Origin of the sequence: Haloarcula sebkhae (assembly GCF_014647415.1) — an archaeon.
In the GTDB taxonomy this organism is placed as follows: domain Archaea; phylum Halobacteriota; class Halobacteria; order Halobacteriales; family Haloarculaceae; genus Haloarcula; species Haloarcula sebkhae.
The window spans coordinates 447,706-464,805 of record NZ_BMPD01000001.1 but is presented as its reverse complement, the minus strand read 5'-3'; the positions used below and the strand labels follow the sequence as shown (position 1 = coordinate 464,805).

Genomic DNA, 17,100 nt, shown 5'->3' with positions numbered 1-17,100 from the left:
CGCGATGAACAAGGTCAGCAGCCTGTCCAACCGACGAGGGATTTAAATCCGGGCACGGTAGTGTGTAGGGTAGATAATGGTCCCGCGTTATCCGCCGACGGTTGTTGCCCTGTTCATTCTGGTAACGCTCGTCGTGACGGGACCGCTCGTCGGCGTTGACGCTATCAGGACACAGCCGACGACTATCGGCGACGGGACGGCAGCTATCAGTTCCGTCCAACTGCCTACATCGGAGATACGGATCACGGACGGCCGGTTCGGCACGAAGGTTGCGTATCTCCGGGTGCCCGATGCCAGCGTGACCGTGGATTCTGTCACGGGCCGCCCGAGGCTGCTGTATCAGGTCGCGATCCCTGCGCTCGACATCTCTCGCGAAGACGAGCAGGTCCTTTCGAAAGGTCAGTCCGGAACGTACCGGCTCGCACCCGGTGACAGAGCGGTCACGCCGTCGTCACTGGAGCGGGATGTGTACAATGGAACCGTCCTGCTTCGGGTCCAGAGCTTCGAAGCTACTGAGACAATCGTTGCTGAAAACGTGACAGTGCAGGTGGATCGATGACCCGAGACGTCGAGTGGTTCACTGGCCGCTGTCGGCAGGCGGGAAAGGCAGTCTTTGGTGACCGCTACGGCTACGCCCTCTGGCTCGGCCTGCTTGTTACGTTCGGGCTCTACTGGCGCGTTGGTATTTTTATCACCGACACGTACACCACTGCCAACGCGCTCGTCGCTGTCTCGAACGGACACCTCCACATCACGGAGACGCCGTACACCCTGACGCTCGGCGCACAACCCGGCCTGCACGAGGCCGGCGGCAGACTGTACGGGCGAAACTACGGACAGATCCTGCTGGCTGTCCCGCTGGTCTGGGCGTTGCAAGCGCTGTCCGTGTTCATTACACCCCGGCTACTGCTCCTTGGACTCTGGTCGGGCACTGCGCTCGTCTTTGTGTCTCACGTCAGCGTGCTCGGACAGCGCCACACCGACACCGCCAGGCGTACTGTTCTGTGGATCGGTAGCGGTCTCGTCGCCGTCCTGTTTCTGGCCGGAGCGCTGACAGCGACAGCCCTCCCCGACACTGCGCTCCCGATAGCTGCGTTCCAGATCTCGACGATGCTCGCGGCAGCGACGACCGGCATCGTTCTCTACCGCCTCGTCGGAATCTGGCATGACCGCTCGGTCGCTTTGGCGGCCGGTGTCGCAATCGGTATCGCCTCGTCTGTCGGCTTCTGGGCCTCGCTTCCGAAACGGCACGTTCTGGTAGGGTTCTTGCTACTGACGACGGTGTACCTGTTCGCTCGGAGCCGAATTGCGTATGCTGACTCCAGACACCGACTCGGGCTCGGCTTTCGCGCCGGTGCGTACGTCACGGCTGGACTAGTAACCTGGACCCACGCCTTCGAGGGGTTCTTCCTCGTGGTGACGCTGGCCCTCGTGGACCTGATCACTGCAAGGCGAAACTCATTTGTTCATCTCGCTGTCATTGGTCTCGCGCTCTTTCTCGGCTCGCTCCCGATGCTCGTGACGAACTTCCTCATCTCCGGTAACCCGGCCAAACCGCCGCGGTTGCTCTCCGCTGTTGGGGGTGCGGACGTCGAATTCACGCCTGAGACCGGTGGTGATGGCGGTACTGGTGGTGGCAGCGGCGCTGGTGGGACTGCGGGGACGGATGGTGGTTCTGTCGGTGTTTCCGGTGGAACCGACGGCGGTACCGGCGCGGGGTCTGATGGGAGTGCTGGTGATTCCGCGGGGGCGGGCGGTGATACCGGAACGCCGATCGTCACACCGATTCTCGGCCTGTTCAAACAGGTCTTGGGACCCGCGGCACCTGCGATGGCGTTCGTCTCGGATGCGGTCAGTCGTGGTTTCGACGTACTGACTACGCCGGATCGAATGTCACAGATTTTCCTGCGGAGCGGCTCCGCATCACATATCAACTACGCTCCTAATTCTTACGAGACAATCGAACTCACGATGCTCGAGGCCGTCCCGCTTTTCGGTGCGGTCGCGGCGCTTCCTGTAGTTCTGATCCGGTCAGCGAACCAGCGGATACGGCGATGGGACGTCCGCCCGTCGCAGTACTCGCCCCAAACACAGACCGATATGCTCGTTGCGGCCCTCGCAGTTGTGTTCACGCTCGTCTATCTGAGCCGCCTGCCGCTACGCACACAACTCACCGTTCGATATCTGCTGCCGACGGTCCCGCTCATAATGTACGGAGTCGTTCGGCTTCCCGCAGTCCACGAACCCATCAGCGACTCGAGGCGGTGGCTTGTCGGCGGGTACGCTGTGAGTGTCGTCGGGGGCCTTCTCCTTGGACTCGGTGTCGTTGCCGGACTTGATCTGGCGCTCGGGGAGGCGGTACAGTTCCACGCACTCCTCAACCTCGGTGGGGCAGCAGTCTGTGGCGGGACTGTGCTGGGCCGCACACTCGCTCCGAGCCGGGTCTCGTCCAGAGCGGTCGCAGTGGGTCTGAGCCTCCCAGCGGGACTAACGACAGCGTATCTCTTCCTGTCGGGGCTCGTGTACTTCCAGTATGGCCCCTTCGCGCTCGATTTCATTCGCGTTCTCACACCGCATCTCCCTGCGGTGTAACTTGGTTTCGGGACCCACCGATATCACACGCGATAATTTACGGGACACCTTTATCTAACTCATCACGATATGTAGGCTTGATAGGCATGCCAGACGTACTGATCGCCGACGATTCAGAGTTTATGCGTAACCTCCTCCGCGAGATTCTCGAAGAAGACCACGAGATTGTTGGGGAGGTCGAGAACGGAGTCGAAGCTGTCGAAGTGTTCAAAGAAGAAGGGCCAGATCTGGTGATGATGGACATCGTGATGCCCATCCGGGATGGCATCGAGGCCACGGACGAGATCAAATCTTCCAATCCCGATGCGAACGTCATCATGTGTACAAGTGTCGGTCAGGAAGAGAAAATGAAGGAAGCAGTGAAAGCGGGAGCTGACGGATACATCACCAAGCCGTTCCAGAAACCCAGTGTGATGGAGGCTATCGAGGACGTCGTTCCCTCATAGATGAACGTCGATATTCAGTCGCTCGGTACGTTCAACCAACTCGCTCACGAGGGGGCAGAACAGGCCACGCAGTCGATGGGCCAGATGACGGGCATCGATGCCGTCGTCGACGTAACCAAGATAACGCTGCTCGACAGAGCAGATGTCGGCGAGGAACTGGCCGGACGTGACTTCGTCGGCGTCCAGTTCTCTTTCGATGGCGTTCTGGAGGGCGATACCGTTCTTGCCTTCGACGTAGACAGCGCCGGCACGATCACCGAGGAGATGATGCCCGGTAGCAGCGACGACGAGGCGATGGCCAGGAGTGGCATCGAGGAGATCGGCAACATCATGATGAGCGGGTTCATCGACGGCTGGGCCGACTACGTCGGTGCGACCATCGACCATTCGCCGCCGGAGTACATCGAGGAGTCCGGCGGTGACGTGCTCCCCGATGCACCTGAGAACGGCGACCATCAGCAGGTGTTCGTGTTCAAATCGGAGATCGAATGGATCGACGAATCGGTGAACTTCTACATCTACATGCTCCCTGAGTACGACTCGCTCACGGAGATGATGGTAGAGCACGTCGATACGGACGGCGACGCCATCCCCATCGACAAGCTCCAGACGTTCAACGAGATGACGACCAGCGGCACCCAGAAAGCCGCTGACAACGTCGAGATGATGACCGGCATCCCGACCGAGTCGGAGGTGACACAGATCAGTTTCGCCCCCATCGAGGACGTGCCAAAGCAGATCGGCACGGACACGTTCGTCGGGACGGTCGTCGAGTTCACCGGGACGCCCAGTGGCTACCTCATGGTGCTGTTCGACGAGGTCTCGGCGATCAACGTCGCGGAGGCGATGATGCCCATCGAGATGGATAGCGACGAACTAACCGACCAGCACAAGGCCGCCATCGAGGAACTGGGGAACATCATGACGAGCGGGTTCGTCGACGGCTGGGCGAACGTCCTCCAGACGTCAGTCGAACACACGCCGCCGCGGGTCGTCCACGACATGGGACGGGCGATCATGGATCCGCTTGCGGCGCAGGTCGGACAGTATCAGGAGCACGCGTTCATCATCGACTCCCAGATGCAGACCGACGACATCGAGTTCCAGGCTGAGATTCACGCTCTGCCAAACGAGAAAGAGTTGCGCGCCGCCCTCAACGACCTCGATGTCGAGCGGGCGACCGAGACGGGCGCGGACGTGGAACAGATATTCAAATAATGAAAGTATACGATGGTAGCCAAACAGAGAGTCCCGAACAAAGTACGCCCGAGCGTATCAAAGTCGGCATCGCGGAGTACAAGGTGACCACAGAGCCGGCTGTGCTGACCACGAGTGGACTGGGTTCCTGTATCGGGATCGCAATATACGATACCCGTAACACGGTGGCCGGACTCGTCCACGTCATGCTTCCGTCGGCGGCTGATATCGACGGCGGCAACCACGCGAAGTTCGCGGACACGGGCATCGAAGCGCTCATCGAGGCCATGGCGGATGCCGGAGCGTCGACGGAGGCGATGGAGGCCAAAATCGCTGGCGGGAGCGATATGCTCGATTTCTCTGAGAACGGCTCCTCTATTGGGTCGCGCAACGCCAAGAAGGTTCGCGAGACACTGGACGAACGCGGCATTCCCGTTGTCGGTGAAGACCTGGGTGGCGACCACGGCCGGTCTGTCAAACTCGAAGCGGACACCGGCAATTTCATCGTCAAAAGCGCGAACACGGATTCGATAACGCTGTGATGTCTGCGAGTAGGACGTATACCCGAGGTGCGGCGTCAGACGGGCGACAGCCGTTCGTCTGCCGGGGGCGCACCGAAACACTCTGTTCTCCGACCTTCCGGACGAAATTAATACGAAATGTAATAGGCTAGTACTTGAATAGTTAATTTACTTCATCTGAGTCAGGAAAATGGGATATTATTATCAAATATGATACGCTAAGGGGAATATTCAAGAGTAGAAACAGCATGAGATACAAGAGATGAGTAGTCCCGCTCTCGTGCCAATGGCTCCAGCCGTCTCACCGGAATTGGTTGGACTGGCACCCGCCCTCTTTGTCCTGCTGACCGGCGGGCTTGTTGGTATGAGCATCAAGAATATGTTCGATTCGATTCTGTCGGACGACGAGAGCGGGGACGCGACTGAGGACGACGGCGGCGGGATGGCCAATGACGGCGGCCTGATGGGTGACGACGGTGGCGGTGGCGACGATCTCGGCGGTGGTGGCGACGATCTCGGGGGCCTCGGCGGCCTTGACGACGGCGGCGACGACATGGGCGGGTTCGGTGACGACGAGTTCGGCGACATGGAAGACGCGAGCGGGCCTGACACCGACGAGCTGGAACACCGACTCGACGAACTGGAAAACGAGGTCGGTAGTCTCTCCTCGACGGTCAACACGGTGCGGACGGAAAACGAGAGCATCTCCGAGTCTGTTGAAGAAACCGAGGAGAACGTTCGGAAACTGCTCGACATCTACGAGATGGTTACCCGTGGCGTCAACCCCTTCGCCGACGATGTCGACGGCGGTATGGGCGGCATGGGCGAAGGCGGTGGCTCCTTTGGCCTGTTCGACGACGACGGGAGCGACGATACCGAAGAGGACATCGACGACGACGTCGCTAACGCCGACGCAGAGGGCTTTTTCGACGAAGACCTGACGGAGGATACTGGTGGCGACATGTCGATGGACGACGGCGGTGTCGACGACATGTTTCCCGACGACGACGGCGACGACATGGGCGGCTTCGAGGACGACGGCGGGTCGTTCGACGAGGAGTTCGACGACTTCGACGACACGGAGGACGACATGAGCATGGACGATGGGATGAGCATGGACGACGGGGAGAGTATGGACGAGGACAGCGACGACGGCGACGGCGGCAAATCGTTCGCAGAGCTCAAAGACGAGTACGAGTCCGGCGACGCCGAGTGGGCCGAGGGCGAGGAACCAGAGGAAGAAACGGACGACGACGATGACCTGCTTGCGGACGACGACGATGATCTGCTGGCCGACGAGGACGACGACCTTCTGGGCGAGGAGGATTCGGACGACGATATGGGCGGGCTGGAAGACGACGACCTCTTCGACGAGGTTATCGAAGACGACGGGAGTGATGAGGCCGAGGCGGCCACAGAAGCTGACCCGGAACCGGAGCCCGAACCGGACCCAGAGCCGGAACCCGAACCAGTTGTAGAATCGGAACCGGAGCCCGAACCAGAACCGGAACCGACTGCTACACAGACTGATACGGCGGCTACCGGCAGTAGCGATGGGGAAGTGGTAGACGACGGCTCGGACGCAGATGCGGACGACGACGGGAAACCGTATCTGGCGACGATGCCAGAAGGGTTCGCGGCGGACCTCATCATCGTCGAGTGGCTCGAGTTCCTGGTCCAGCACTCGGGCTACCGCGAGACGGCTCGCGCTATCGACTACTACGAGACTATCGACTGGATCGACGAGTCGGTCGCGGACCAGCTCAAGGAGTACCTCCGCGGCTTCGACGACGTGAACGACACTGGGGACGGGTTGTCTATCGACCACCATACGGAGAGCCTGCACTATATCTCGCAGCTTGACAGTGACAGCGGCGCTGACGCCGTTGCGCTCTCGAAACTGGTGGGGGGTGGTTCCGATGGGATTCAGCGTTAGCGGCTCGGCAGCCATCATTTTCGTGGCTGCGTTCATCGGCTTCGGGATGTTCTACTCCGCGACCGCGAACAGCTTCGAGCGTGTCAACGACGCCCGCGAGGACCAGCGCGACCGGCTACTCGATCAGCAAAACACCGACATCTCGCTTGTCTCGGCGACGTGGAACGCGAGCGGGAACGACAACCTCGTCGTGACCATCGACAACACCGGCTCGGAGACGCTGTCGGTCGAAGCGACTGACCTGCTGGTCGACAACGACTACCGAACCGGCTACGGCACGACCGTCGACGGTGACGGGTCGACGGATGTCTGGGCGTCACAGGAGCGGTTGACGATTACCGTCTCCTCGCTCGGTAGCCAGCCCGACCGGGTGAAAGTCGTCGCCGAGAACGGCATCGCCGAAACGATGGTGGTAAGCTAACATGGCAAGCGTCTCCGTCTCACACCTGATCCTGTTCATCGCGTCGATGGCTATCGCCGCGAGCGTGGCCGGCGTATTCACGAGCAGTGTCGGCCAACTGAGTAACGCTGTCTCGGAGCAAGGGCTGGACGTGAGCAGCGATGTCCGGACCGACGTCGAAATCATCTCCGATAGTGGCAGCGGCACCATCTACAATAACGGCGATGAAACAATCACGATTCACGTCAAAAACACCGGCTCAGAGACGTTAGCTCCGGTTCCCGGACAGATGGACCTGTTTGTGGACGGGATGTTCGCCACTGACTACACGGTGACGCTAGAGCCAGACGGTGGCAACAGCTGGCGGCCCGGTGAGGTCGCTCGTATCGATATCAACGACAACCTCAACAGCGGCGACCACCGTCTCAAGCTCATCGTCAACGGCGACGAGGAGGTGTTCGAGTTTAACACATGAGTATCGCAAGTACTGACCTATTCTCGCTCGGACTGGACGATCACGACCGGCTGAACAAGGAACTGGGCGGCGGTATCCCACCCGGCAGCATCATCCTCGTGGAAGGGGACTACGGGGCCGGCAAGTCCGCCATGAGCCAGCGGTTCACCTACGGCCTCTGTGAGGAGGGGCACGAAGTAACATACCTCTCGACGGAGCTGACTGTCGGGAGCTTCCTCGATCAGATGCACTCACTGTCGTACGACATGGTGGATCACATTCTTGACGAGGACGTGCTGTTCCTGCACGCCGATATCGGTGAATCGAACGCCCTGACCGGCGGTGACGAACAGTCAGATCGGAAGGAACTCCTCAAGCGACTGATGGAGGCCGAGGTGATGTGGGATGCTGACGTCGTCGTCATCGACACCTTCGATGCGATCCTCCGGAACGACCCCAAGTTCGAGGCCCTCGTCCGGCAAAACGAGGAGCGACAGGCCGCTCTGGAGGTCATCTCCTACTTCCGAGACGTCATCTCACAGGGCAAGTGCATCATGCTTACTGTCGACCCGTCGACGCTGGACGAGGAGGCTATCGGCCCGTTCCGGGCCATTGCCGACGTGTTCATCGAACTGGAGATGATCGAGGTCGGCAACGACGTGCGCCGGCAAATCAACGTCCTCCGATTCGCCGGCATGGGTGAACAGGTCGGTGACACCATCGGGTTCTCGGTCCGCTCGGGAACCGGCATCGTCATCGAATCACGCAGCGTCGCCTAGAGGTGAGCTAAGATATGACAGACCACGGACGTGCGAAACCGTCGGACGAACTTCGACAGATGGCAGCGCGGCGGCCCCACCTGCGGGACCACCTGAAGAAGTTCAAGCAGATTACCGGTGAGTTCCCGATGCTCATCGACGAGGCCGACGACGAATACGAGACGAACCGGCCGAACGTACTCTATCCGGTCGGTGGCCCCATCTTCTGTCATATCTACGGCGACGTGGGGCAGGACATGAAATACTACGCCATCGAGCCGGAACTCGACGAGGACGAGCGGGCCGTCTTCGGGAAAGTCCGGAACCGCCTGCTCCAGCGCAGCGTCAACAAGCCCGCACCAGAAAACGAGGCCCAGTTCGATGACCGCATCGAGGAACTCCTGCAGGAGACTACCAAAGTTCGGGATGAGGACAGTGACAGCGGCGTCCTCACGCGCCTCTCGAACCTGACCGACGTGAGCAGCGTCGAGGTCACCCAGGAAACCTACGAGAACATCCTCTACCGGCTGAACCGCGACATCGTCGGCCTCGGCCCGCTCGAACCGGTTATGCGTGACCCAGCCAACGAGGATATTCACGTCATCGGCCGGAGCGAATGCCACGTCGACCACGGGGTCTACGGGATGCTCGAAACGACTGTCGAGTGGCAAAGCGAGGAGGCCTTCGACCAGTGGCTCCGCAACATGGGTGAACGGATGGGCGACCCGGTTTCGGACTCGGACCCCATCGTCGACTCGACGCTCCCGGACGGGTCACGTCTGAACCTCATCTACTCCGACGACGTGAGCCTCAAAGGCCCCTCGCTCACTATTCGTCAGGGTGACGACGTTCCGCTCTCGATTTTCCAGATTACCAAGTGGATGACGCTGTCGCCGCAACTGGCCGCGTATCTCTGGCTCTGTCTGGAAAACGAACAGACGGTGTTCGTGGTCGGAGAGACGGCGTCCGGGAAGACGACGACGCTGAACGCGATCACGTCGTTCATCCCCGACGACGCAAAGATCTACACCGCGGAGGACACCGCCGAGGTGCTCCCCCCGCACAACACCTGGCAGCAGCTCCTCACCCGCGAGGGCGAAGACGAGGGGACCAGCATCGATATGTTCGATCTGGTCGCCGCCGCACTGCGGTCCCGCCCCGACTACATCATCGTGGGGGAGGTTCGTGGTGAGGAGGGGCGGATGGCGTTCCAGGCCGCCCAGACCGGCCACCCGGTGATGCTGACGTTCCACGCGAGCGACATCGTTTCGATGATTCAACGCTTCACCGGCGAACCGATCAACGTTCCCGAGACGTTCATGGACGTGGCCGACGTGGCACTGTTCCAGAACCGCGTCAAGCAGGGCGATCAGGTCCTGCGCCGCGTGACCAGTGTTCAGGAAATCGAGGGATACTCCAAGGAGATGGACGGTGTCGTCACCCGGCAGGTGTTCAATTGGGACCCCGTCGAGGACGAAATCATCTTCCAGGGGATGAACAACTCTTTCGTCCTCGAAGAGCAGATCGCGACCCTGCTCGGCTACGAGGATACGCGTGACATCTACGACGACCTCGAGTTCCGTGCGAACCTCATCGAGCGGGCCATCCAGGAGGGGATTCTCGGGTATCACGAGGTCAACGACTTCATTTCGGATTTCCAGCGCGACGGCGTCGAAGGGATTCCGTTCAACATGGCCAGGCCCGACTAACGATGGCACAAGGTGAAGCCGAGAGCGACATCGATCTGACGATCTCCGAGACGATCCAGTCGCTCGTCGAGTCCTACCGCCAGATGACGATCCCGCTGGAGCGGTATCTCTTTCTCATCCTGCTGCCAGCGGTCGCCTTCTTCATTATCTCGACGGTCGTCGCCCTGCTGCTGGAGCAGCCCATTGCAGTCCGAGCACCGATCCCCCTGCTTGGGTTCCTAGTGATGGCATCGGCGATTTTCTACCCCAAGATCCTCCTGAGCCAGCGCAAACGCGAACTCAACAACCGGTTTCACCTGCTTATTACGCATATGACCGTGCTGGCGACGACGAAGATTGACCGGATGGAGGTGTTCCGTACGCTGGCCGAGGAAGACGAGTACGGCGAACTCGCCATGGAGATGCACCGAATCGTCCAGCTCGTCGACACTTGGAATCTGAGCCTCGACGATGCCTGCCGTCGCCGCGCCAAACAGGTCCCGAGCCGCGCCGTGTCGGACTTCTTCGACCGGCTCGCGTACACGCTCGGAGCCGGGCAGGGACTCGACGACTACCTCCTGACCGAACAGGAACAGATCATCCAGCACTACTCGACGGTGTACAAGAGTTCGCTCGACAGCTTGGAAGTGATGAAAGACCTCTACCTGTCGATGATTCTGTCGATGACGTTCGCGCTGGTGTTCGCCGTCGTTCTCCCGGTCCTGACCGGGACGAACCCGACGATGACGGTCAGCGCCGTCATCGTGATGTTCGTCTTCGTTCAGACCGGCTTCTACCTCGCCATCCGTTCGATGGCTCCCTACGACCCGGTGTGGTTCCACCCAGTTGACTACCCGTCGCCGGTCGAGTCAAAGCTCAATAAATCGATGGTCGCCGGTGTGGGGCTGTCGATGCTGCTCGTGTTCATCACACTGGGCGGGATGCTCGGTATCTCACCGATCACGCTGAACGACCTCTTTTTCATGTTCGACGAAGTGCCGCTACCGCTGTACGCCGCCGCGCCGATCACGCCGATGATCATCCCCGGCATCGTCTTCCGGCAGGAAGAACAGCGCATCAAGGACCGGGACTCGGAGTTCCCGAACTTCATCCGTGCGCTCGGTGCGACCGAGGGCGCAAAGCAGTCTACCACCGGCGCGGTGCTTCGTACCCTCCGCAAGAAGGACTTCGGCGCGCTCTCGCCGAACATCGATAACCTCTACAAGCGACTGAACATGCGGATCGAGCCGACCTCTGCCTGGCGCTTTTTCACCGCGGACTGTCGCTCCTATCTCATCCAGACCTTCTCCGAAATGTACCTCATCGGCCGCGAGATGGGTGGGTCGCCAAAGCAACTGGGCGAGCTCATCTCCGAGAACATGAACCAAGTGCTGCAGCTCCGCCAGAAGCGCAAGCAGGCGACGACGACGCTCGTCGGCCTCCTGTACGGGATGACTGCTGCGTCGACGTTCGCGTTCTTCATCGGCCTGCAGGTCGTCAACATTCTCGCTGGTATGTCGCTCAACCTGAGCACTGGGAGTCGGCTCGACGCCGCCTCGCTCATCAACACCAGTGTCTACAACATCCCGCTCATCGAGTTCCTGCTGATCATTATTATCATGTTTGGCGCGATGCTGTCGTCGCTGATGATCCGAACCATTGATGGCGGCCATAACGCCAACACCTACATGCATTTCGTGATTCTCTCATGGATCGGCGCTATTACCGGGACGTTCACGAAGTGGCTGGTGTCGCAGTTCCTCGCCATCTAAATTTTTACTTCGGGGGGTGTCCTCGGCCGCGATGCGGCCTGTGGGCTCCCCCGTCTGCTCACGGGCGCGAAGCGCCCGTTCGCACGGCCAGCGGGACCTTCGGTCCCGCTCGGCCCGCAAAAATTTAGTACAAAAACGACCTCCGAGTCGCGGCCCCGGCCGCGCTCGGAGTGAAACCGCTCGCTCCGCTCGCGGTACATCACAACAGCATCAGTACAGCCCTCAGTAGACCTGCCCTTCCCCGGGTCGTGGCACGGAGGCCACTCCCGGCCCACAGCATTGACATCTATTCCCGGCCCACAGCATTGACATCTATTCCCGGCCCACAGCACCGCAGTCCCGCGACAGCTACCCCTCGAAGCCGTCTTCCCAGCGGAACACGCCGTCCTTCTGCACGACTTCGCCGTCGACTTCGAGCCGCGACCCCTGGCCCATCGTCGTGATGAGGTCCTCGTGGACGGCGCTGTCGTTGCCGGATTCGCCCTCGGGGAGGCACGCATCGTACGCGCGCCCGAGCGCGAGGTGGACCGTTCCGCCCATCTTCTCGTCGAAGAGGATATTGTCGGTGACGCGATCGACGCCGCGGTTCATCCCGATACCGAGTTCGCCCAGTTGGCGGGAGCCGCTGTCGGTTCCGATGATTTCGTCGATGACTGCCTCGCCCTGTTCGGCCGACCAGTCGACGACAACGCCGTCTTTGAACGTCATCTCGACGTTTTTGACGCGACGACCCTGTATTGTCATCGGCACGTCGAAGGTGACGACCCCGGCGGTGTCGTAGGGCGCGGTGAACACCTCGCCGGAGGGGAGGTTGTGTGAGTCGTAGGCCACGCTGGCGGCGGAGTTAACGGCGATGCGGTCGTCGATAAACAGCGTGATGTCGGTGCCGTCGGCGACGATACGGACCTCTTTGCCGCCGTCGAGAATCTCCTTCAGTCGGGCCTGTTCATCGGCCAGTGCCTCCCAGTCCCGTAGCGTCGCGTCGTAGACGAAGTCCTTGTACTCGGCGTAGGCCATCCCGGCCTGCTGGGCCATTGCTCGTGTCGGGTGCTGGGTCGATACCCAGTCGGTGTCCAGCCGGGCCTCCCTGATTTCCTGTCGAGCCGTCGAGTACGCCTGCCGCTGGTCGCTGTCCACGTCAGCCGTCTCAGTGGTGTTCCGCGATCCTTTCAGGAACAGCACGCTGTCAGCTCGCTCGTACAGCGCCAGTTCGTACTCGGGGTTCTCGGTGAAGGACCCGTCGTGGGCTTGCAGGTAGGCCCGCGTGAGTTCGTCGGACTGGTACGTCGACAGGAGGTTCGCGCCGCGGTCGCCCAACTGCTCGGCCACGGCGACCGCGAGGTCGTGGGCACCGTCCTCGACGGCCACGATCACGTCGTCGCCCGCGTCGATGCGAGCGCTCCAGTTGACGAGAATCTTGGCGTGTTCGCGTATGCGATCGTCCATATTCCTATCTGGAGTGGCCGGAACAAAACGGCGGTGGTCTCGGTAGTACCACGGACGATGTGATTGTATTCCGTGGATTTTTTGCGCTCCAGAGTCGGAGTGTTCGGTGCAGTACGGGACAGGATTCGTGGCACTTGCTGGCTTCCACGACCGCTTCCGGGACGGTCGGCTGGGGGCGGTACCATGACTGACGACGGCACGGGTGGTGTCCGTGCCACGCTTTTCTGTCGAACCGCAATCCCTACCTGTTCGGTCGGCGACTCCACGGTATGGAACTTGGCGTCATCGGACTCGGACGCATGGGCCGCATCGTGGTCGACCGCGTGCTCGAAGCCGGCCACGAGGCTGTCGTCTTCGACATCGATGAGGAGAGCGTCGCTGACGCGGCAGACGCCGGCGCTCGGCCGGCAGCGTCCATCGTGGACCTTGCAGAGAAACTCGGCCCGGAGAAACGAATCTGGCTGATGGTCCCGGCCGGGGACCCGGTCGACGCCGCGCTGGACGAACTGGCCCCAGTACTCGATTCCGACGATATCGTCGTCGACGGCGGCAACTCCTACTTCGAGGACTCGGTTCGCCGCGCCGAGTCAACCGACGCAGCCTACCTCGACTGTGGGACGTCCGGCGGCCCCGCCGGTGCAGAGCTGGGCTTCTCGCTGATGGTCGGCGGCCCGCAGTGGGCCTACGACGAACTGGTCCCCGTCTTCGACGCCGTCGCGACCGGCCCCGACGGCCACGACCGGATGGGACCGGCTGGCTCGGGCCACTACGTCAAGATGGTCCACAACGGCGTCGAGTACGCGCTGATGCAGACCTACGGCGAGGGCTTCGAACTGCTGGCCAACGGCCGGTACGACCTCGATCTCGAATCGGTCGCCAACACCTGGAACAACGGGGCCGTCATCCGCTCGTGGCTGTTGGAACTCTGCGAGGAGGCGTTCCGCGAGGAAGGCAACGACCTCGGCGACGTGGCTGACCGCGTCGAAGGCGGGTCGACCGGCACTTGGACCGTGCAGGAGGCACTTGAACAGGAAGTCCCGGTGCCGCTCATCTACCAGTCGCTGGCCGAGCGGTTCGGCTCGCGGGCCGATGACGGGCGCTTCTCGCGCCGCCTTGCCAGCCGACTCCGATACGGCTTCGGTCGCCACGACGTCCCGCGCCGTGAGTAGCCTGGTCACTGATTTCGGTTACCTTCTGGCCTCCTGTTCGGGGCCGAGGGCTGCTCCGTCAAGCGGTGTCGACGGTGCTCGAGCGCTGAAACAACAGCTAATTAAACCAGTATTCCATAGCCGTGCACATGGTAGAACTCGTTGGACTCGCCGCCGGGGCCACGCTTACCCTGATAGTGGTCGCGCTCCACTACACCAAAGGGACCGGTTGGGAGGCACCGGAAGACATCTCCCAGGAGGTCCTCGAGCAGCGGGCCGCGTCAGTCCCCGAGACGGACTTTCCGGAGCCGTACAACCGCTCTATCGGTGGTGGCGGTGCTACAGCGATTCCGGCTGGTGAGGCCGAAGGCGAACTCGGCGAAGGCGAGGAGGCCGAAGAGGAAGACGAGGGCTTCGACCCCGACGACATCGCCGAGGACGAGGTCGAGTACTACGAGATTGAATTCGCCAAGGAGGGCGAAACGATCGAGGTTGCCAACAACGAGCCGCTCCTCGACGCCGGCGAAGAGGAGGGCTGGGACCTCCCCTACGCCTGCCGCGAGGGTCAGTGTATCTCCTGTGCCGGCCACATCGAGGACGGTCCGGCCGAAGACTACATCCGCCACAGCAACAACGACTCGCTGATGGACGACGACATGGAAGAAGGGTACTGCCTGACCTGTGTCGCCTATCCGACCAGCGACTTCACCCTCGAAACCGGCGAGTCGCCCTGAGACTACAGCTCCCCCACATTTCATCGCCGCTCTCTGTGCTGACCTGCCATGCCCACCGAGTTGAACGAAACGCGAGTCCGGACGTGTAAAGACCGACTCCTCGAACATTACGACGGTGTCTCAGTGCGTGTCAAGGACGAGGTCGTTTCCGACGAACTCTTCGCCTACCTTCGGACGGTCGTCCGTGACGGTTACGTTGGCAGTGGGTACGTCTGGGTGGTCCGGACGCCCGATCAAGCGGCCGAGTTGTCTGACTCGATGGGGCCGAACGACCAGCCGGACGGGGCTCGGGTCCTCATGATCCTCCATCGCGGTAGCGCGACGTGGCAAGTCCCTGGCGGTGGTGTCGAGTCCAGCGAAACTTTCGAGGACGCTGCTGTCCGTGAAGTACAGGAGGAAACAGGTATCGAGTGCGCAGTACAGGATTGCTTCCGTCTCGAACACCTTCGGACGGAGTCCAACGGCTCCGATGAACGGCTGCACACGCTCTGGGCGTACTTCGACGGCCGATACCGCAACGGGCGTATCTCGGTCCAGCCGAGCGAACTGAACGGTGCAGCCTGGATGAACACGAAGCCGCGGTCGGTCGGCGACTCACTCCAGAGTCGTGCGGAGGTCTGGTTCGACGAGTGAGCAGGGACGGCTCCGCAAAAACGATCGTTCTGGTGTTCGCCCCAGCGGTTCACAACCGTTAAGACGGACAGTCTGATAGCACTTTTTGTGGGCGGCTAGTTCAGCGGACAGAACGCCTGGTTCCGGACCAGATGGTCGGGGGTTCAAATCCCTCGCCGCCCGTGCAACGAACCTGCCGAGCGACAGCGAGGCCGTGAGTGAACTGGCAGCGAGGATTTGAATCAGAGAGTGGAGTGAAGCGGAACGACCGTGGTTCAAATCCCTCGCCGCCCGTGCAGCGAACCCGGGTTTTACAAGCGGTGAGCGAACCGGCAGCGAGAAGTCACATGGTCACGGAAGACGTGAGCGCCACTCGGGACCGGATCCCTGCTTCTCCCGGCTCCGTTGACTGTCACGGCACGGGAATCGCCGCAACGTCCTTGGGGTTCCGACACAAGGTACGAGTGTATGCGTGTGCTCGTTGTGGGTGCGACCGGATTCATCGGACAGCGACTGGTTCGTACCCTGAACGAAGCAGGCCACGAGGTGGTGGCTTTCTCACGGAGCGCGAGCGAGGAATCTTTTCGCGATGGGGTCGAACCGTTCGAGGGTGACCTCGGCGATCCAGACTCCCTTGATGGGCTCTGTGATGATATCGACGTTGCGTACTACCTCATCCACTCGCTCACGTCCGAGAACTTCGCCGAGTTAGACCGTCGCTACGCCCGTCGGTTCGCCGACTCGGCGTCGGCTGCGGGCGTCGACAGGGTCGTCTATCTCAGCGGCATCAGCGGTGACGAGGAGAACCTCTCGCCTCATCTGGCGTCGCGGCGCGAAGTCGAATCAGTGCTTGCGGAGGGGTCGTTCGATCTGACAGTACTCCGGGCAGCGGTCATCATCGGCCCGGAGAGCGCGAGCTTCCGGATTGTCGATGACCTGACCGACCGTTTGCCGCTGATGCTCGTCCCCAAGTGGGTCCGTACGCCGTGTCAGCCCATCGGCGTCGACGACGCTATCAGCTACCTCGTGGAGTTACTCGATGTCGACGAGACCCGCGGTGGGACCTACGACATCGGTGGGCCGTCGGTGTGGTCCTACGAGTCGCTGCTGAAACTCACCGCGGCCGAAAAGGGCAAGCGGGTGTTTATCGTTGCCGTACCAGTGATGACGCCGGGGCTGTCATCACACTGGCTTCGCTTCACGACAGACGTACAGTACGCCATCGCCCGGCCGCTGGCCGAGAGTATGCGGAACCCGGTCACGGTCGACCCGGAAATGGACCTGCAGGACGTCGTACCGATCACCCAAACGCCGATCAAGGACGCCGTTCGGCGGTCGCTGATGGAGTCGTAGGCAGCGACCGGTCCCTGCGGGACTGTTTTGGGGCTGTGCGGTG

The 17,100-nt window shown here is 61.3% G+C and carries 16 protein-coding genes and 1 tRNA gene; 16 read left to right on the top strand and 1 reads right to left on the bottom strand.

The genetic code is table 11. The features are described 5' to 3' along the window. Nucleotides 1-76 precede the first annotated feature (76 nt). The 11 genes from IEY38_RS02395 to flaJ all read left to right on the top strand — a co-directional run bounded on the left by IEY38_RS02395 (nt 77) and on the right by flaJ (nt 11,764). Nucleotides 77-559 carry a hypothetical protein gene (locus tag IEY38_RS02395; protein WP_188975025.1) on the top strand — a complete coding sequence of 161 codons (483 nt, stop codon included), beginning with the start codon at nt 77-79 and terminating at the stop codon, nt 557-559. Further along, nucleotides 556-2,592, top strand: a complete 2,037-nt coding sequence (locus IEY38_RS02390; protein WP_188975024.1) for a hypothetical protein — start codon at nt 556-558, stop codon at nt 2,590-2,592. The genes IEY38_RS02395 and IEY38_RS02390 overlap by 4 nt, the downstream gene beginning before the upstream one ends. Before the next feature lie 86 nt (nt 2,593-2,678). Further along, the gene (cheY, locus tag IEY38_RS02385; RefSeq protein WP_004515265.1) at nt 2,679-3,038 is read left to right on the top strand and encodes a chemotaxis protein CheY; all 360 of its coding nucleotides are present in this window, start codon (nt 2,679-2,681) and stop codon (nt 3,036-3,038) included. After that, nucleotides 3,039-4,256, top strand: coding sequence for a chemotaxis protein CheC (locus IEY38_RS02380; protein ID WP_005537376.1), 1,218 nt, complete (start codon nt 3,039-3,041; stop codon nt 4,254-4,256). After that, nucleotides 4,256-4,777 carry a chemotaxis protein CheD gene (locus tag IEY38_RS02375; protein WP_188975022.1) on the top strand — a complete coding sequence of 174 codons (522 nt, stop codon included), beginning with the start codon at nt 4,256-4,258 and terminating at the stop codon, nt 4,775-4,777. The genes IEY38_RS02380 and IEY38_RS02375 overlap by 1 nt, the downstream gene beginning before the upstream one ends. Nucleotides 4,778-5,018: 241 nt before the next feature. Further along, a complete protein-coding gene (locus tag IEY38_RS02370) occupies nt 5,019-6,692 on the top strand; it encodes a FlaD/FlaE family flagellar protein (RefSeq protein ID WP_188975020.1) in 1,674 nt (557 codons plus the stop codon). Beyond that, on the top strand, nt 6,676-7,113 hold the full coding sequence (locus IEY38_RS02365) for a flagellin (protein ID WP_188975018.1): 438 nt from the start codon (nt 6,676-6,678) through the stop codon (nt 7,111-7,113). Before IEY38_RS02370 ends, IEY38_RS02365 begins: the two co-directional genes overlap by 17 nt. Before the next feature lies 1 nt (nt 7,114). After that, on the top strand, nt 7,115-7,567 hold the full coding sequence (locus IEY38_RS02360) for a CARDB domain-containing protein (protein ID WP_188975016.1): 453 nt from the start codon (nt 7,115-7,117) through the stop codon (nt 7,565-7,567). Beyond that, nucleotides 7,564-8,325, top strand: coding sequence for an ATPase domain-containing protein (locus tag IEY38_RS02355; RefSeq protein WP_004515259.1), 762 nt, complete (start codon nt 7,564-7,566; stop codon nt 8,323-8,325). Before IEY38_RS02360 ends, IEY38_RS02355 begins: the two co-directional genes overlap by 4 nt. A 14-nt stretch (nt 8,326-8,339) precedes the next feature. Then, the gene (locus IEY38_RS02350) at nt 8,340-10,013 is read left to right on the top strand and encodes a type II/IV secretion system ATPase subunit (protein ID WP_188975014.1); all 1,674 of its coding nucleotides are present in this window, start codon (nt 8,340-8,342) and stop codon (nt 10,011-10,013) included. A gap of 2 nt (nt 10,014-10,015) precedes the next feature. Next, nucleotides 10,016-11,764, top strand: a complete 1,749-nt coding sequence (gene flaJ, locus IEY38_RS02345; protein WP_188975012.1) for an archaellar assembly protein FlaJ — start codon at nt 10,016-10,018, stop codon at nt 11,762-11,764. 348 nt (nt 11,765-12,112) lie between these two features. Here the strand turns inward: flaJ and IEY38_RS02340 are convergent, their stop codons facing one another. Then, nucleotides 12,113-13,210, bottom strand: coding sequence for an aminopeptidase (locus IEY38_RS02340; protein WP_188975010.1), 1,098 nt, complete (start codon nt 13,208-13,210; stop codon nt 12,113-12,115). A 269-nt stretch (nt 13,211-13,479) separates the two neighbouring features. Between IEY38_RS02340 and gnd the strand changes: the two genes are divergently transcribed. The 5 genes from gnd to IEY38_RS02315 all read left to right on the top strand — a co-directional run bounded on the left by gnd (nt 13,480) and on the right by IEY38_RS02315 (nt 17,057). Beyond that, a complete protein-coding gene (gene gnd / locus IEY38_RS02335; protein WP_005537390.1) occupies nt 13,480-14,379 on the top strand; it encodes a phosphogluconate dehydrogenase (NAD(+)-dependent, decarboxylating) in 900 nt (299 codons plus the stop codon). A 128-nt stretch (nt 14,380-14,507) separates the two neighbouring features. Beyond that, entirely contained in the window at nt 14,508-15,092 is a 585-nt protein-coding gene (locus IEY38_RS21760) for a 2Fe-2S iron-sulfur cluster-binding protein (RefSeq protein WP_170096964.1), read from the top strand. Between the two features lie 48 nt (nt 15,093-15,140). Beyond that, entirely contained in the window at nt 15,141-15,725 is a 585-nt protein-coding gene (locus IEY38_RS02325; RefSeq protein WP_188975008.1) for an NUDIX hydrolase, read from the top strand. Nucleotides 15,726-15,814: 89 nt separating this feature from the next. Further along, nucleotides 15,815-15,887 (top strand) — tRNA-Arg (locus IEY38_RS02320). Between the two features lie 285 nt (nt 15,888-16,172). Then, nucleotides 16,173-17,057: an NAD(P)H-binding protein gene (locus tag IEY38_RS02315; RefSeq protein ID WP_188975006.1), complete on the top strand. Its 885-nt coding sequence runs from the start codon at nt 16,173-16,175 to the stop codon at nt 17,055-17,057. The last annotated feature ends 43 nt before the right edge of the window (nt 17,058-17,100 follow it).

Coding starts and splice junctions, on each gene's coding strand:
- IEY38_RS02395 (WP_188975025.1), top strand. CDS start 77: ATGGTCCCGCGTTATCCGCCGACGGTTGTTGCCCTGTTCATTCTGGTA.
- IEY38_RS02390 (WP_188975024.1), top strand. CDS start 556: ATGACCCGAGACGTCGAGTGGTTCACTGGCCGCTGTCGGCAGGCGGGA.
- cheY (WP_004515265.1), top strand. CDS start 2,679: ATGCCAGACGTACTGATCGCCGACGATTCAGAGTTTATGCGTAACCTC.
- IEY38_RS02380 (WP_005537376.1), top strand. CDS start 3,039: ATGAACGTCGATATTCAGTCGCTCGGTACGTTCAACCAACTCGCTCAC.
- IEY38_RS02375 (WP_188975022.1), top strand. CDS start 4,256: ATGAAAGTATACGATGGTAGCCAAACAGAGAGTCCCGAACAAAGTACG.
- IEY38_RS02370 (WP_188975020.1), top strand. CDS start 5,019: ATGAGTAGTCCCGCTCTCGTGCCAATGGCTCCAGCCGTCTCACCGGAA.
- IEY38_RS02365 (WP_188975018.1), top strand. CDS start 6,676: ATGGGATTCAGCGTTAGCGGCTCGGCAGCCATCATTTTCGTGGCTGCG.
- IEY38_RS02360 (WP_188975016.1), top strand. CDS start 7,115: ATGGCAAGCGTCTCCGTCTCACACCTGATCCTGTTCATCGCGTCGATG.
- IEY38_RS02355 (WP_004515259.1), top strand. CDS start 7,564: ATGAGTATCGCAAGTACTGACCTATTCTCGCTCGGACTGGACGATCAC.
- IEY38_RS02350 (WP_188975014.1), top strand. CDS start 8,340: ATGACAGACCACGGACGTGCGAAACCGTCGGACGAACTTCGACAGATG.
- flaJ (WP_188975012.1), top strand. CDS start 10,016: ATGGCACAAGGTGAAGCCGAGAGCGACATCGATCTGACGATCTCCGAG.
- IEY38_RS02340 (WP_188975010.1), bottom strand. CDS start 13,210: ATGGACGATCGCATACGCGAACACGCCAAGATTCTCGTCAACTGGAGC.
- gnd (WP_005537390.1), top strand. CDS start 13,480: ATGGAACTTGGCGTCATCGGACTCGGACGCATGGGCCGCATCGTGGTC.
- IEY38_RS21760 (WP_170096964.1), top strand. CDS start 14,508: ATGGTAGAACTCGTTGGACTCGCCGCCGGGGCCACGCTTACCCTGATA.
- IEY38_RS02325 (WP_188975008.1), top strand. CDS start 15,141: ATGCCCACCGAGTTGAACGAAACGCGAGTCCGGACGTGTAAAGACCGA.
- IEY38_RS02315 (WP_188975006.1), top strand. CDS start 16,173: ATGCGTGTGCTCGTTGTGGGTGCGACCGGATTCATCGGACAGCGACTG.